13 protein-coding genes are annotated in these 14,260 nt (G+C 74.1%); 3 read left to right on the top strand and 10 right to left on the bottom strand.

Features of this window, described 5'->3' with window-relative positions; translation table 11 throughout:
* Positions 1–11 precede the first annotated feature (11 nt).
* The 7 genes from WCD58_RS29085 to WCD58_RS29055 all read right to left on the bottom strand — a co-directional run bounded on the left by WCD58_RS29085 (position 12) and on the right by WCD58_RS29055 (position 6,008).
* A complete protein-coding gene (locus tag WCD58_RS29085) occupies positions 12–623 on the bottom strand; it encodes a hypothetical protein (protein WP_337706622.1) in 612 nt (203 codons plus the stop codon).
* Positions 623–1,129, bottom strand: a complete 507-nt coding sequence (locus tag WCD58_RS29080; protein WP_337706621.1) for a hypothetical protein — start codon at positions 1,127–1,129, stop codon at positions 623–625. Before WCD58_RS29080 ends, WCD58_RS29085 begins: the two co-directional genes overlap by 1 nt.
* A 66-nt stretch (positions 1,130–1,195) precedes the next feature.
* Entirely contained in the window at positions 1,196–2,266 is a 1,071-nt protein-coding gene (locus tag WCD58_RS29075) for a uroporphyrinogen decarboxylase family protein (protein WP_337706620.1), read from the bottom strand.
* Positions 2,263–3,138 carry a dioxygenase family protein gene (locus WCD58_RS29070; protein ID WP_337706619.1) on the bottom strand — a complete coding sequence of 292 codons (876 nt, stop codon included), beginning with the start codon at positions 3,136–3,138 and terminating at the stop codon, positions 2,263–2,265. The genes WCD58_RS29075 and WCD58_RS29070 overlap by 4 nt, the downstream gene beginning before the upstream one ends.
* An 18-nt stretch (positions 3,139–3,156) precedes the next feature.
* Positions 3,157–3,957 (bottom strand): citryl-CoA lyase, encoded by an 801-nt coding sequence (locus WCD58_RS29065; protein WP_337706618.1) that lies wholly within the window; start codon positions 3,955–3,957, stop codon positions 3,157–3,159.
* The gene (locus tag WCD58_RS29060) at positions 3,950–5,113 is read right to left on the bottom strand and encodes a CaiB/BaiF CoA transferase family protein (protein WP_337706617.1); all 1,164 of its coding nucleotides are present in this window, start codon (positions 5,111–5,113) and stop codon (positions 3,950–3,952) included. The genes WCD58_RS29065 and WCD58_RS29060 overlap by 8 nt, the downstream gene beginning before the upstream one ends.
* An 88-nt stretch (positions 5,114–5,201) precedes the next feature.
* Positions 5,202–6,008: an IclR family transcriptional regulator domain-containing protein gene (locus WCD58_RS29055; RefSeq protein ID WP_337706616.1), complete on the bottom strand. Its 807-nt coding sequence runs from the start codon at positions 6,006–6,008 to the stop codon at positions 5,202–5,204.
* 220 nt (positions 6,009–6,228) lie between these two features.
* Between WCD58_RS29055 and WCD58_RS29050 the strand changes: the two genes are divergently transcribed.
* Positions 6,229–7,647: an amidohydrolase family protein gene (locus WCD58_RS29050; protein WP_337706615.1), complete on the top strand. Its 1,419-nt coding sequence runs from the start codon at positions 6,229–6,231 to the stop codon at positions 7,645–7,647.
* A gap of 87 nt (positions 7,648–7,734) precedes the next feature.
* Here WCD58_RS29050 and WCD58_RS29045 read toward each other — a convergent pair whose 3' ends face one another.
* Both WCD58_RS29045 and WCD58_RS29040 read right to left on the bottom strand, forming a co-directional pair.
* Entirely contained in the window at positions 7,735–8,913 is a 1,179-nt protein-coding gene (locus WCD58_RS29045) for an FAD-dependent monooxygenase (RefSeq protein WP_337706614.1), read from the bottom strand.
* A gap of 131 nt (positions 8,914–9,044) precedes the next feature.
* Positions 9,045–10,850, bottom strand: coding sequence for an HNH endonuclease signature motif containing protein (locus WCD58_RS29040; protein ID WP_337706613.1), 1,806 nt, complete (start codon positions 10,848–10,850; stop codon positions 9,045–9,047).
* A gap of 685 nt (positions 10,851–11,535) precedes the next feature.
* Here WCD58_RS29040 and WCD58_RS29035 point away from each other — a divergent pair.
* Positions 11,536–12,369: an EamA family transporter gene (locus WCD58_RS29035; RefSeq protein WP_337706612.1), complete on the top strand. Its 834-nt coding sequence runs from the start codon at positions 11,536–11,538 to the stop codon at positions 12,367–12,369.
* A gap of 50 nt (positions 12,370–12,419) precedes the next feature.
* Complete coding sequence (locus WCD58_RS29030) at positions 12,420–13,220, top strand: methyltransferase domain-containing protein (protein WP_337706611.1); 801 nt, start codon at positions 12,420–12,422, stop codon at positions 13,218–13,220.
* On the opposite strand, the gene WCD58_RS29025 is transcribed toward WCD58_RS29030, so the two are convergent.
* Positions 13,201–14,196, bottom strand: coding sequence for an AraC family transcriptional regulator (locus WCD58_RS29025; RefSeq protein ID WP_337706610.1), 996 nt, complete (start codon positions 14,194–14,196; stop codon positions 13,201–13,203). The two genes, WCD58_RS29030 and WCD58_RS29025, sit on opposite strands and share 20 nt — an antisense overlap.
* Between the last annotated feature and the right edge of the window lie 64 nt (positions 14,197–14,260).

The following is a 14,260-nucleotide window of genomic DNA, read 5'->3' as shown; positions in this document are numbered from 1 at the left end:
GGCCACCGGGGTCAGCGCCGCCGCTTCGCCTCGTCGGCCGCCTCGGCCAGCTCGAGGGCCTCGGCCTTCTTCTCCGCCGCCTCGCGCTCGGCCGCGACCGCCTCGGACTCCTCGGCGACGCGGGTCCGATGCGCTTCCTTCGCGTCCTCGTCGATGCGCTCGTGGGCCTTCGCCTCGTCGCGCTCGGCCTGCTCCTTGCGCTGCTGCTCCCGCTCCTGCGCCTGCTGCTCGCGCTGCTTCCGCTCCTGCTCGAGGCGCTGCTTCTGCTCGGCGGTCTGCTCGCGAACCTGCTCGCGCTGCTGCTGGTCGCGCCCGCGGCGCTGCTGCAGGCGGTCGTCGGCGACCTCGCGCCGGGCGTCGGCGGCCTGCTCGCGCTCCGCGGCCGTGCCGCGCCGGTCGACGCGGGCCTCCTGCAGGCGTCCCTGCGCGGCGAGCTCCGGGTCGCCCAGCACCGAGCCGAGCACGCCGCGGACCGTCGCCTCGACGCTGTCGAAGGCCAGGGTCGGCCCCCACTCCCGGTTGCCGCCGTTCCCGGTGACCTGTGCGAGCAGGTCGACCGGCACCCGGGCCACGCCGAACCCGAGCGACACGACCGTGCGGTGCACTCCCGCGAGCGGGGCCATCAGCTCTCCTCCACGTTCTCGATCGTGCGGGCCTCGCGACGGGCCTGCTCGGCGCGGACCTCCTCGTCCTGCGCGCGCCCCTCCGCGGCCGCGCGCTCGCGCACGGCGTCGGCCTCGTCGCGGCGCAGCTCCTGCTCGCGCGCCTGGGCCACCTGCTCGGTCGCCTGCTTCCGCTGCGCGGTGTCGTGGGCCGCCTGCTGCTCCTCGGCGCGGCGGTCGCGTTCGGCCCGCTCCTCGCGCGCGGCCGTGGCGTCCTGCGCCGCCAGCCGCTCGCGCTCGACCGCCAGCTCCTCCTCCTGGGCCCGCGCCTCGGCCTCCTCGCGCTTCTGCTGCGCGAACTCGTCGGCGCGCTTGGCCTGCTTGGCCGCGTCGGCCTTCTCCTGCTGCAGCTCGCCCTCGGCCCGCAGGTCCTGGTTGTCGGTGATCGCGCCCGCCGCCTGCTTGACGGCGCCTGCGACGCGCTGACCCGCGCGCGTCGCCTTGCTGGACTCGCCGGGATCCGCCATCGATGCCTCCTCGTACGGCTCCGTACGTCTGAGGTCGACCTGGTACCCGCTCCGCCCGCCGTGTGATCACCGTTCCGTCGGCACGCCCTCCCCGCCGGAGCGAATCTCCGCCCGGAGACGCTTCGCCGCGTCGGCGAGCGCGCGCATCTTGCCGAACGCCGACTCCCGCGGCAGGTACTTCAACCCGCAGTCGGGGGCGAGGACGAGCTGCTCGGGCGGGATCCGCTCGAACGCCCGGCGGGCGCGGCCCGCGACGACGCCGGGGCTCTCGACCGCCGGGTCCGACAGGTCGAGCACGCCGAGGATGATCGTCTTGTCGGTGAGGTCACTCAGCACGCCGAGGTCCAGGTCCGACTGCGCCGACTCGATGGAGATCTGCTTGACCGGCGAGCCGGCGAGCTCGGGCAGGAACGAGTAGCCCTCGGGTCGCTCGTGGATGATCGCCGCGTAGCCGAAGCAGATGTGCACCGCGGTGGTGCCGGTGACGCCGTCGAGCGCGGCGTTGAGCGCCTCCAGCCCGTAGGCGCGCGCGGCGTCGGGCCGGGCCTGCATGTAGGGCTCGTCGATCTGGACGATGTCCGCGCCCGCGGCGAACAGGTCGCGGATCTCGGCGTTGACGGCCGCGGCGTACGCCATCGCCGCGGCGCCCGGGTCGCCGTAGTGGTCGTCCTGGGCCTGCTGGGACATGGTGAACGGGCCCGGCACGGTCATCTTGATCGTGCGGTCGGTCGCCGAGCGCAGGAAGTGCAGGTCGTCGACCTGGATCGGGGCCGGCCTGCTGATCGGCCCGGTGATGCGCGGGACCGGGTTGGGGTGCCCGCTGCGGTCGAGCGCCGTGCCGGGGTTGTCGACGTCGACGCCCTCGAGCGCGGTGGCGAAGTGGTTCGAGTAGCTCTCCCGGCGGATCTCCCCGTCGGTGAGGATGTCGAGCCCCGCACGCTCCTGCGCGCGGACCGCCAGCAGCGTCGCGTCGTCCTGCGCCTGCGGGAGGAGCTCCGGCGCCACCCGCCACAGCTCCTTCGCCCGCACCCGGGGCGGGAAGCGGTCGGCGAGGCGGGCGCGGTCGATGAGCCAGTCGGGCTGGGCGTAGCTGCCGACGAGCGACGTCGGCAGGATCGGCCGGGTCGGCGCGGTCATGCGGGCTGCAGCACGAAGTCGTAGGCGGCCTCGCACCACGGCACGTCGCTGTGCCCGCCGTCGGGCGTCGGACCCGGCTCCCGCTCGGTGAAGGTGACGACCAGCTCGCGCTTGACGCCGAACACCACGTCGCTGTCGAGGTACTGGGCGCCCTCGCGGAACAGGTGCGTGATCAGCGGTTCGAAGCCCGGCACGTTGAGCAGGAAGTGCACGTGCGCGGGGCGGTAGTGGCTGATCTCGGTCTGGCTGATGAGGCGCCCGACGGGCCCGTCCATGGGGATCGCGTAGCCGAGCGGCGCGATGGTGCGTACGCAGTAGGTGCCGTCCTCGCGCGCCGTGTACTTGCCGCGCAGGCGCGCCTCGTCGACGTCGAGCTGCGACTCGTAGGCGCCGTCGCTGTCCGCCTGCCAGACGTCGAGCACCGCGCCGGGGATCGGCGACCCGTCCAGCGAGCGCACGGTGCCGTGGACGTAGAGCGGCGTGCCCGGCAGCCCCTCGGACATGTCCGCGCCGTACCCGAGCTCCGGCGAGCCCTCGATGTGGAACGGGCCGAGCACCGTCGCGGGCGTCGCGCCCTCGGCGAACCGGTGGTTCTGCTGCACGACCAGCATCGACAGGCCCAGCACGTCGGAGGTCAGGATGAACTCCTCGCGCTTGTCGTCGCTGATCTGGCCGACCTCGGTCAGCCAGCGCACCGCGGCCATCCACTCCGCCTCGGTCAGCTGCGTCTCGCGCGCGAAGGCGTGGAGGTGACGGACGAGCGAGGTCAGCAGCTCCGCGGTCCGCGGGTCGTGCGCCGTGCCCCAGCGTTCCGCCGCGACGTCGGTGATCGTGTCCTCGGTGACGACGGTGGGGGTGACGGGGTGCGCCATCGCGCCCTCCTGTGGTGGCTAGAGGCTTTCCGGGACGTACGGATCAGGATCGACCGGCCGGTTGTTCAGGTCCACCGACAGGAAGATGTCGTTCGCGACGGGGTGGCGCAGCTCCTCGGCGAGCTGACCGATGAGCCCCGCGGTGCGGGCGAGCAGCGCGAACGCGCGCAGCAGCTCCAGCGGCAGCCCGAGGTCGGCCAGAGCCGCCCCGCAGACGCCGGCGCCGTTGAGCGGCAGGGTCCTGCCGAGGATCTCGGGGTGCACGCGCCCGATCGCGGCGAAGAGCGCGAGGTGCGGGCCGGTGACCCCCTCCTCGGCGGCGATCGCCATGAGCCGCGGCGTGCGGGGGTCGCCGTCCTTGTGGACGTGGTGCCCGAGGCCGGGGACGAACTTCTTCGCCTCGCGCTGCCGCCGGACGGTGGCGCGAGCCAGCTCGTCCCAGCCGGCGTCGTCGGTGGGCAGCTGGTCCTGCGCTTCGAGCACGTCGTGCAGGAACCGCCCGCAGTCCTCGGTGACGCCGAGGAACCGCGACCCGCCGGCGAGCAGGCCCGCGGCGAGCGCGCCCTGCACGGAGTCCGGCGCCGAGAGGTGCGCGAGGCGGCTGATGATCGCCGTCGGCGTGTAGCCGTGGTCGGCGAGCGCCGCGAGGACCGCCTCGAACACCCGGGTCTCCCCCGGCGTGGGCCGGCGCTGCGTGGCGAGCCAGAACGCCAGCTCGCCGAACCCGACCTCGCCCATGACGTCGTTCGCGAGGTCGTGGCCGAGCAGGGTGATCGTGTCCTTGGACGACGCACCCAGAGCCGTCGGATACTCAGGCATCGGTACTCAGCCACTTCCGGATCTCGTCGCCGTGCTCGTCGAGCTCGGGGGGCGGCAGCTCGTAGCTCACCGGGGTGTCGGAGAAGCGGATCGGGTTGCGCGTGGTCGGCACCTCGCGGTCGCCCTCGCCGACCGGCACCACCGGGTCGAGGCCGAAGCGCTCGGCGATGGCGAAGCCCCCGGCGACGCTGTTGATCGGACCGGCCGGGACGCCGGCGGCGACGAGCAGGTCGAACCACTCGTCGGCGCCCTTGGCCGACAGCGCCTCGATGAGGATCGGCTTGAGCTCGTCGCGGTGCTCGGTGCGGTCGGCGTTGCGCACGAAGCGCGGGTCGTCGGCGAGCTCGGGCATGCCGAGGACGCCGCACAGCTTGCGGAACTGGCCGTCGTTGGCGGCCGCGACGATGAGGTCGTTGTCGGCCGTGGGCAGCGGCTCGTAGGGCACGACGCTGGGGTGGGCGTTGCCCATGCGGGTCGGGACGACGCCGCCCGCGGCGTACGCCGAGCTCTGGTTGACCATGCCCGACATCGCCGACGCGAGCAGCGAGAGCTCGACGTGCTGCCCGCGGCCGGTGGCGTCGCGGTGGCGCAGGGCGGCGAGGATGCCGATCAGCGCGTCCTTGCCCGCCATCACGTCGAAGATCGAGATGCCGGCACGGAACGGCGGGCCGTCGGGGGCGCCGGTGAGGCTCATGAGCCCCGACACCGCCTGGACCATGAGGTCGTAGCCGGGCACGTGGCCGCCGCCGGTGGACCCGAAGCCGGAGATCGAGGCGTAGACCAGGCCGGGGTTGTCGGCGGAGACCGACGCGTAGTCGAGCCCGTACTTGCCCATGCCGCCGGGGCGCAGGTTCTCGATGAGGATGTCCGCGCGCCGGGCCAGCTCCCTGGCCACCGCCACGTCGGCCTCGTCGCGCAGGTCGAGCGCGATGGAGCGCTTCCCGCGGTTGATCCCGAGGTAGTAGGTCGACGTCTCGCCGCGCGTCGGCGGCATCCAGGTGCGCGTCTCGTCACCCTGCGGCGACTCGACCTTGATCACCTCGGCGCCGAGGTCCGCCAGCAGCATCGTGGCGTAGGGCCCGGCGAGCACGCGCGAGAAGTCGGCGACGAGCAGCCCGCTCAGCGGACCACCCGAGCCCTCCGCGACGTCGACCATCCAGCCTCCTTGTCCGTCTAGCGGACATCCGTCCGCTGAGTCGATCGAATCCTTCGGACGCCCCGGTGTCAACCCGTGATCACGAGGCTCACGACGCCGGCGCGGTCACCCGCGGCAGGGCCTCGCGCCGGGCGAAGTCGGCGGAGATGTCGCCCGCGGCCTGCAGCAGCAGCGGCAGGTGGTGCTCGAGGAGGTGGTCCACGGACGTCTCGGCGGCGTGGCAGTTGACGTTCACGCCGGCGATCACCCGACCCTCGCCGTCGCGCAGCGGGGCGGCGACCGAGCGGATGCCCGGCGCCAGCTGCTCGTCGGTCAGCGCCCAGCCGCGGGCCCGCACCTCGCGCAGCACCGCGTCGCGCTCGCCGGCGTCGGGGCGCCAGCGCGGCGTCAAGCCCGAGCGCGTCGGCTCGGCGAGCACGCGCTCGAGCTCGTCGGGTGGCATCGCGGCGAGCTGGACCTTGCCCAGCGAGGTGGGCAGCGCCGGGAACCGCGTCCCGATCTGCACGGTCAGCGCCACGATCTTCGGCACGGCCACGCGCGCCACGTAGACGATGTCCGACCCGTCGAGCTGCGCGATCGAGCAGGACTCGCCGGTGCGCGCGACCAGGCGCTCGAGGTGCGGGCGCGCCACGTCCCAGAGACCCATCGCGTCGACGTAGGCGACGCCGAGGTCGAGCACCCGGGGCGTGAGCGTGAAGCCCCGCTCGCCGGCGCGGACGTAGCCGAGCTCGGCGAGCGTGAGCAGGATGCGCCGCGCCGTCGGGCGGGCGAGCCCCGTCGCGGCGGCCACCTCGGCCAGGCTCATCACCGGGCGCTCGGCCCCGAACGCGGTGAGCACGTCGAGCCCGCGGGCCAGGGCCTCGATGAAGTCGGGCCCCGCTCCGTCTCGCGGCATGAGCGTCCCTCCTCGAGGCGCGGCTGGCCGGAGCGTAGCCGCCTGACCGCTGGGCGGACAGCATGCGTCATCCGCGGTCACGCCCGGCGCACTGCGTGGTCGTTGACAACTGCACCAGTCCTCCATGACAGTGACCCACACCATCTGACCGCCAGACGGACGACTGTCCGTAATCGTGTCGCCACCGTTCGGCCACTGTTCCGCAGCAAGGAGCGTCTCCATGAGCCAGCCCGTCGTCCTGCGCGGGGGCACGGTCATCACCGTCGACAACGCCCACACCGTGCTCGAGGGGCACGACGTCCTCGTCGTCGACGACCGCATCGCCGCGATCGGCGTCGACCTCGAGGTCCCGGCGGGCACCGACGAGATCGACGCCCGCGGCGGCGTCGTCATGCCCGGCATGATCGACACCCATCGGCACATGTGGCAGACGGCGATGCGCGGCTACGGCGCCGACTGGACGCTGACCCAGTACTTCGTCTGGAACTACCTCGACCACGGCCGGAAGTTCCGGCCCGAGGACATCCACGCCGGCGACCTGCTCGCGGCCCTCGAGGCGATCGAGGCCGGCGTCACCACCTGCGTGGACTGGTCGCACAACCTGCAGACCCCGCAGCACGCCGACGCCGCGATCGACGCCCTCGCCGCCGTCCCCGGCCGGTTCGTCCTCGCCTACGGCAACATCCAGGACGCGCCCGCGAACTGGACGGCGGACCCCGGGTTCCGCGACGTCCTCGCGCGCCGCCGCGGCGACGTCGACGGGTTCCAGCTCGCGTTCGACGTCACCGGCGACCCGACCTTCCCGGAGAAGGCCGCGTTCGAGGTCGCCCGTGAGCTCGACCTGCCGGTCACCACCCACGCCGGGGTGTGGGGCGCGACCAACGACGACGGCATCCGCCTCATGCACGAGCACGGGTTCATGGGCCCGGAGACGGTCTACGTGCACGCCGCGACGCTCTCGGCCGACTCGTACCACCGGATGGCGGCCACCGGCGGCTCGGTGTCGGTGTCCACCGAGAGCGAGCAGAGCGCCGGCCAGGGCTACCCGCCCTCCTGGGTGCTGCGGACCCACGCCGTCCCGATGTCGCTGTCGATGGACACGTCGATGTGGTGGAGCGGCGACCTGTTCTCGGCCATGCGCTCCACGCTCAGCGCCGACCGCTCCCGCGAGCACCTCGAGGCGCACGCCAAGGGCGAGACCGTCACCCACCACGCCCTGCGCGCCGAGCACGTCGTCGACATGGCGACGATGGGCGGCGCCCGCGCCCTGGGTCGCGCGTCGGACCTCGGCAGCATCGAGGTGGGCAAGAAGGCCGACCTGGTGCTGATCCGCAACGAGCACTCGCCGGTCGGGTTCCCGATCCTCAACCCCTACGGCCACATCGTGTTCCAGGCGCAGCGCGGCGACGTCGAGGCCGTGCTCGTCGACGGACGCCTCGTCAAGCGCGACCACCGCCTCGTCGGCGTCGACCTCGCGGCCGCCCGCCGCACCGTCGAGCAGACCGTCGAGCACCTGCGCGGCGAGCTCGGCGAGGACGCCTGGCGCCAGGGGATGAACCCCGACATCCCGGAGACCAAGGTCCTCGACAACCCGTACACCTACACCGACTACCGGTCGGCCACGACGCACGGCGCCTGACCCCCGAGGCGCCGACGCGCACCGACCCCCGGCCCGGGTCCTCCGGGTCGGGGGTCGCCGTGCTCTGGTCGGCCCGGCGTGTGCGGGTCAGTCGGGATCGACCCCGGCGTAGGCGTGCGCGAACCACGTGCGCAGCAGCGGGTCGCGGTGCAGCGACGACACCCAGCCCTCGCGCAGGCCGAGCCCGAACCCGTCGCGCGCGTCACCGGCGCCCGGCGGGGCGGTCATGATGCGCAGGAACCAGTCGGAGAACGCCTGGGTCCGCCAGATCGCGGGGAGACGGGTGTCGCTGTAGCTCGCCGCTCTGGCGCCGTCCTGCTCGGGCCCGAAGCGCTCGATCAGCCCGTGCGCGAGCTCCACGGCGTCGAAGATCGCGAGGTTCATGCCCTTGCCGCCCGCCGGCGTGATCAGGTGCGCCGCGTCGCCGACGAGGAACACCCGCCCGTGCTGCATGGGCGTCGTGACCCGGGTCCGCAGGTCGAGCACGTCGACCTCGGGCAGCTCGACCCCGTCGAGCGCGGATCCGACCCCGAGACGCCGGCCGACCTCGTCGCGGATCGCGTCGTGCGGCCAGTCGGCGGGCGACTGGTCGCCGGGGATCTCCATGTACAGCCGCGTGACCTCCGGCAGCCGGCGCATGTGGGCGGCGTAGCCACGGGGGTGGGCGGCGTAGATCGTGTGGTCGACCAACGGCGGCATGGCGGCACTGATCACGAGGAAGCGCTGGGGGTGGCGGCGGTCGTGCTGCGTGAGCCGGCCGGCCAGCGACCGCGCCACCGCGCTGCCCGCGCCGTCGCACCCGACGACGATCTCCGCCTCCAGCTCGCGGGTGCCGTCGGGTCCCGTGGCCGTCACCCGCGCACCGTCCGCGTCCTGCTCGACCCCGGTGACGCGGTGGGAGAACAGCACCTCGCCGCCCTCCTCGAGCAGCGACGTCGCCACCCGGGCGACCAGGGCGTGCTGCGGGAACACGTAGTGCGGGCGGCCCCCGGTCAGCGCGGCGTAGTCGACGAGCACCGACTCGTCGGCGGTCCGGAACTCGCAGCGGTGGTTCTCCGCGGCGAAGTCCAGGACCGTGCCGCCGAGGCCCTCCTTCGTCAGGAGCTGCACGGTGCGGTACTCGACGATGCCGGCCTTGGGCAGCGTCCCGAGCTCCTCGCGCGGCTGGGACTCGATCACCGTGGTCGCCACGCCCGCCCGCTGCAGCATCCACGCGAGGATCAACCCCGCCGGCCCGGCGCCCACGATGACCACGTCCGTCCGCACGGTGCCACCCTCGCCCCCGGCGCGGTCGGCCCGCAGCGCGACTCCCGGCGAACGGGAAGGAGATCGCTCGCGGGGAGGCGGCCGGGTCGGCGGGCGGGGCCACGGAGACCTCGGCGAGTCGGGGTGTCGGGCTAGACGGCACGACGCTTCCAGGGATCACCGGGTGCCGGGTGCGCCTCACGGCGTCGCCAGGAGTCGATGTCGCGGGGCCAGCCGTCGGCGTTCCGCGACCCCGTGTCGTCCGCGGGTGGACCGTCCGCGGAGTCATGATCATGACGGCCCGTGTCAGGTTGGCCCTCGCGCTCCCACCAGGGTGGATCGAGTTCGGGTGAGCGCACGAACCAGCGGTGCCCCGACGGCGAGGTCCAGACGATCACCGGTGCAGTGCCGCCCTCGGGGTCGGGCCCGAGCTCGGCTGACCACTCCCCGTGCGTCTTGACCAGATGGTGCCGTCGGCAGGCGGGCTTGAGCTTGTCGGCCCGGGTGGGTCCGGCGCCGCCACCGGGGCGGTGGTGCTCGAAGGGCGCCACGTGGTCGAGGTCGCAGCGCGAGGCGGCCACGCGACAGCCGGGTGCCGCACACGTCATGTCCCGGGAGCGCACGAAATCGGCCATCTGGGCGGGTGGTCGATAGCGGCGGGCGTCGAGGTGGGCGGCGGTGCCGGTGACCGGGTCGGTGAGCAACCGGCGCCACCAGGCCTGCGGGTCGCCGGCGAGGCGCCGGGCCATCTCGGCGGGGATCGGGCCGTGGCCCTCCAGCTCGCCGGGGCGGTCGGAGAACCCGGCCAGCACGTCCCACGCGATGGTCACCCGCACCTCGGTCCGCACCGGCGAACGCCTCCCCCGCCGCACGCCCCGCGCCGGGTCGCGCGCGTCATCGGTGGCGCCCTTCGCGGCCCCCTCGTCGGCGGGCCGCTCGTCAGCAGGACGCTCGTCGGCAGCTCCGTCGTCGTCGGCGTCATCGGGGCGCTCGTCGCCGGTCACGTCGCCGCCGGTCACGTCGCCGCCGGTCACGTCGCCGCCGGTCACGTCGCCGGTAGTCGCGTCGTCGTCAGTCACGTCGCCGGGAGCAGGCGCCGCCGGGTCGTCCTCCCGGCAGCAGTCGCCGTCGCAGTGCTCGCCGTAGGCCGTGGCGCCGTCGAGGATGAGGTCGCGAGTGGTGTCGCCGCGCTTCTGCTCCATGTCGCGCTGCGGGCCCTCGGGATCGTCGCCGGCCTGGCGGGCGACGGCGTCGACGACGCTGTAGACCCCGCGGGCCTGGTCGGCGGGCAGGCGCAGCTGCAGGACGCCGGTGGCGCCGTGGTCGTCGGACCAGTAGCGCAGCCCGCGCTTCTTCTGGGCCTGCTCGGGGCGACGGCGCAGCATGTCCGGCGCGAGGCGGGCGATGATGCGGCGCACGAGGTCGCGCAGCTGGGTGGGCGTCCGGTCGCGGAAGGGCCGAGACCACAGCTCCGCGTCGAGCGCGCGGGCGGTGCCCGGGTCGCAGTCCTCGGTCTGTTCGAGCAGCACCCGGGCGTGGCCGAGGGAGATGCGGCCGTCCTCGAGGGCGGCGAGGGTGAGGGGCAGGCAGTCGACCAGCGTCTCGGCCTGGAAGATGCGGATCTCGCCGGTGCGCGGGGCGACCCGGGCGAGGGTCGCGACCTCCATGGCCACCGACTCCGAGACGAGCTCGCCGCGCCCGGCGCCGCGGGCGCGGGCCTGGCGCGCCTTCAGGTAGTCGGCGGTCTCGCGGTAGAGCCGCCCGGTGGCCCAGTTGACCAGCGCCTCCCACCCGGCAAGGCGCTCGGCGGCGTCGTAGCCCTCGTCGTCGGCGAGATCAACCGGCTCGGAGGCCTCGAGAGCGGAGGCGAGCTCGGGACCCGGCGCCCACCGCGACCAGCACGGCGAGGCCGAGGACTGTGGCTCCTCGGCCACCGCCGCCCACCCGCTGTCGAACATGTGTTCGAGTGTACCAGGTAAACCGCCGCTGTGGGCATTACAGTCGCATCCCCTCGCGATCGGATACTCGTCCTCGCCCGGATCGCAGACCTCGCTGGAGCCGCCGTCGAGGCGGTGAAGGGCTGGAAGTCGCCGTTCGGCTCGGTGGTCACCCTGTCGGTTCACGGACCGGGTGGATGATCGATTCGGCTCGGTAGGCGGCGGCGACCTCGCAGCTGATCGCGATCGCCGCGGCGGCCCGCTGGAGAGCACGAGCGATGCACCGGGGGAACCGCCTCGATCGACGAGACTCCGCAGGCCGTGCCAGAGATCGTCCCGCCCCTGTTGGTGGCGGCGCCTCGATCGACGCGGCTTCGGCGGGCCCGACTGCCGGCCGGTCCTCGGCAGGATGACCACGCCCGACACCATGATCAGCCGCGTCGCGACGCCCTCCGGAGCCCACGAACCTCGGCAGAGCGCGCCGGACGGGGTTAGGGTCCGGACAGCACGTGGTTGCGCCTAGGGTTCCGCCCGCCGCCCGCCTTCCAGCCCACAACCAGGGCCGGCCGGGGTCTGGACCGAGCGGCGCCACGGCCGCCCCCGACCCACGGTCCGGGCCGGCCGACACCTGACGGGAGAGAAGCCCCGAGGGCTCCTGTTCGACGTGCCCGCTCCCGGCGGGCACCGACGCCAAGGAGCCACCTCGGTGACCCCCGCCATCACAGTCCTCACCCTCCTCGCCGCCGTCCTGCACGCGACGTGGAACGCCGTCGCGCACGGCGTCCCCGACCGTCTGGTGGGGTTCGCGCTCATCGGCACGACCTACGTCGTGATCGGCGGCGGCGCCGCGCTGGTGCTCGGTCTGCCGCCCGCGCCGGCCTGGCCGGCGATCCTGACCTCAGCCCTCATCCACGTGATCTACACGCTGCTGCTCTGGTGGAGCTACCAGCTCGGCGAGTTCAGCCAGGTCTACCCGGTCGCGCGCGGGACCGCGCCGTGGGTGGTCGCGCTGGTGGAGATCGCCCGCGGCGAGGACGTGCCGACCCTGCAGCTCCTCGGGATCGGCGTGATCTCGCTGGGCCTGATCAGCCTCGCCCTCGACGGCGGACGGCTCACGCGCGCCTCGCTGCCGGCGCTGGGCGCCGCGCTGGCCACCGGCGTCAGCATCGCCGGCTACACCGTCGTCGACGCGACGGCCGTGAGCACGACCCCGGTGGCGGTCTACGCGGCGTGGATGTTCCTGCTCCAGGGCCCCGTGATGCCGCTGGTCGCCCTGGCGCGCCGGGGACGACGGCTCAGGACGCTCAGCCGCGGCGTCGTCCTCGCCGGCCTCGGCGGTGGCGTCGTGTCCCTCGCCGCGTACGGGCTGGTGCTCGTCGCGCAGACCAGCGGGGCCACCGCGGCGATCGCCGCACTGCGCGAGACGAGCATCGTCATCGGGGCCGTCATCGGCTCGGTCTTCCTCGGCGAGCGCTTCGGCCGGGGTCGCGCGATCTCGGCCGCGGTGGTCGTGGTGGGGATCGTGCTCGTCGACCTCTGACGCTAGAGTCGGACCGGATGATGAGATGAATTCCCAGAATGTGAGAAACAATGACTGCCTACAGTCAAGGGCACGCCGCGAGCGTGCTGGCGTCGCAGACCTGGCGGACGGTCGACAACTCGGCCGCCCACCTCGCGCCCCACCTCGCGGCCGGGGCGCGCGTGCTCGACGTCGGCTGCGGCCCGGGGACGATCACGGTGGATCTAGCGCGGCGGGTGGCCCCCGGCGCGGTGACCGGCATCGAGCCCGACGAGGCGACGCTCGAGAAGGCCCGCGCGAACGCGGACGGCGTCGGGAACGTCGACTTCCGCACCGGCACGGCGTACGCCCTGCCCGACGGGCCCTTCGACGTCGTCCACGCCCACCAGGTCCTGCTCCACCTCACCGACCCGGTGGCCGCGCTGCGCGAGATGCTGCGCGTGAGCCGGGGGATCGTCGCCGTCCGGGAGTGCGACTACGCCGCCATCGCCCTCTGGCCCCACGACCCGCGCCTGGACCGCTGGCTGGAGATCTACCGCGCCGTCGCGCACGCCCACGGCACGGAGCCCGACGCCGGCCGTCGCCTCCTGGCCTGGGCCCACGCCGCCGGCGCGACGGACGTGACGCCGAGCGCCTCGATCTGGTCCTTCGCGACCCCGGGGGAACGTGCCTGGTGGGGCGGGCAGTGGGCCGAGCGCATCGTCGCGTCCACGATCGCCGAGCGCGCCGTCGACGGCGGGTTCGCCACCCGCGACGAGCTCCACGACATCGCCGACGCCTGGCGCGCCTGGGCCGCCCACCCCGACGGGTGGTTCAGCATCCCGCACGGCGAGGTGATCTGCCGCAAGCAGCTCAGCGACGGAGCGTCGTAGACGGCGCCTCCCCGAACCGCACCCGGTACGCCGCCGCGAACCGTCCCAGGTGCGAGAACCCGTGCCGCAGGGCGATCTCCGTGACGCCGTCGCCCGGCTCCGCGGTGAGCAGGTCCTCCCGCGCCGCCTCGAGGCGCCGGGTCCGCAGGTAGGCCATCGGCGTCGTCCCCAGCTCGCGACGGAAGGCCGCGTGCAGCGCCCGCTCGCTGACGCCGGCGCACGCCGCGAGGTCCGCGACGGTCAGCGTCCGGTCGTGGGCGGAGTCGACGAGCTCGAGCACCCGGCGCAGCACCCGCCGCGGCGCGGGCGGCGAGCGCCGGAAGATCCGCTCCCGGTGGTTGTGCCGCGTCCCCAGCAGCAGCGCGGTGACGACGGCGTGCTCGACCTCGCCCGCGAGCACCGCCGGCACCTGCCCGGGCGACAGCGCGAGCAGGGCGCGCAGGCTCGTCACGGCCCCGACCACGGCGCGCCCGGTGCTGTCGACCTCCAGCCCCGGCTCGAACGCCAGCGGCGCGTCGGGCACGTCCTCGACCAGCGAGCGCAGCCCGCGCTCGAGCCGGTCGCGGTCGATCGCGACCATGAACTGCTCGGTGCCCGGGCCCCAGCGCATGTCGACGCGCTCGCCGTAGTCGAGGACGACGCCGCGGCCCCGGTCGCCGACGGTGCTGGCGCCGCCCGCCAAGAAGGACACCGCCCCGCGCGGGATGAAGCTGATCGTCACCCACGGGATCGGCGGCGTGCAGGTGACCGTGACGGGCGACCGGTAGCGCGACCGCAGCACCCCCACCCCGCCGACCCGCCGCCACGACACCGCGGCGTCGAAGTCCTCGGGGTCGTCGTCGACGGTCATCGCGTGGCCGCAGCCGAGGAACTCGATCGTCCGCGAGCGCGCCAGCGCGGGGCGCGAGGTGCGGATGTCGACGGTGTCGGCGCCCAGATCCGGGCGCGCCAGGTCCTCGGTGAAGGCCAGCGACATCGATGTCCCCCTCGAGGAGAAGGGATCCGCTGCAGGAAGCGGCCGACGGCGGCGGTCAGCGGAT

The sequence above is a fragment of the Actinomycetospora flava genome, from assembly GCF_037400335.1.
Taxonomy (GTDB): Bacteria; Actinomycetota; Actinomycetes; order Mycobacteriales; family Pseudonocardiaceae; genus Actinomycetospora; species Actinomycetospora flava.
Note: the sequence above shows the minus strand (reverse complement) of the source record. Positions and strands in the feature narration are given on the sequence as shown.

Bases quoted from the DNA above. Each gene is read 5' to 3' on its own strand.
- WCD58_RS29070 (WP_337706619.1), bottom strand. From the start codon at position 3,138: ATGGCGCACCCCGTCACCCCCACCGTCGTCACCGAGGACACGATCACC.
- WCD58_RS29055 (WP_337706616.1), bottom strand. From the start codon at position 6,008: ATGCCGCGAGACGGAGCGGGGCCCGACTTCATCGAGGCCCTGGCCCGC.
- WCD58_RS29085 (WP_337706622.1), bottom strand. From the start codon at position 623: ATGGCCCCGCTCGCGGGAGTGCACCGCACGGTCGTGTCGCTCGGGTTC.
- WCD58_RS29040 (WP_337706613.1), bottom strand. From the start codon at position 10,850: ATGTTCGACAGCGGGTGGGCGGCGGTGGCCGAGGAGCCACAGTCCTCG.
- WCD58_RS29080 (WP_337706621.1), bottom strand. From the start codon at position 1,129: ATGGCGGATCCCGGCGAGTCCAGCAAGGCGACGCGCGCGGGTCAGCGC.
- WCD58_RS29060 (WP_337706617.1), bottom strand. From the start codon at position 5,113: ATGGTCGACGTCGCGGAGGGCTCGGGTGGTCCGCTGAGCGGGCTGCTC.
- WCD58_RS29075 (WP_337706620.1), bottom strand. From the start codon at position 2,266: ATGACCGCGCCGACCCGGCCGATCCTGCCGACGTCGCTCGTCGGCAGC.
- WCD58_RS29030 (WP_337706611.1), top strand. From the start codon at position 12,420: ATGACTGCCTACAGTCAAGGGCACGCCGCGAGCGTGCTGGCGTCGCAG.
- WCD58_RS29065 (WP_337706618.1), bottom strand. From the start codon at position 3,957: ATGCCTGAGTATCCGACGGCTCTGGGTGCGTCGTCCAAGGACACGATC.
- WCD58_RS29050 (WP_337706615.1), top strand. From the start codon at position 6,229: ATGAGCCAGCCCGTCGTCCTGCGCGGGGGCACGGTCATCACCGTCGAC.
- WCD58_RS29025 (WP_337706610.1), bottom strand. From the start codon at position 14,196: ATGTCGCTGGCCTTCACCGAGGACCTGGCGCGCCCGGATCTGGGCGCC.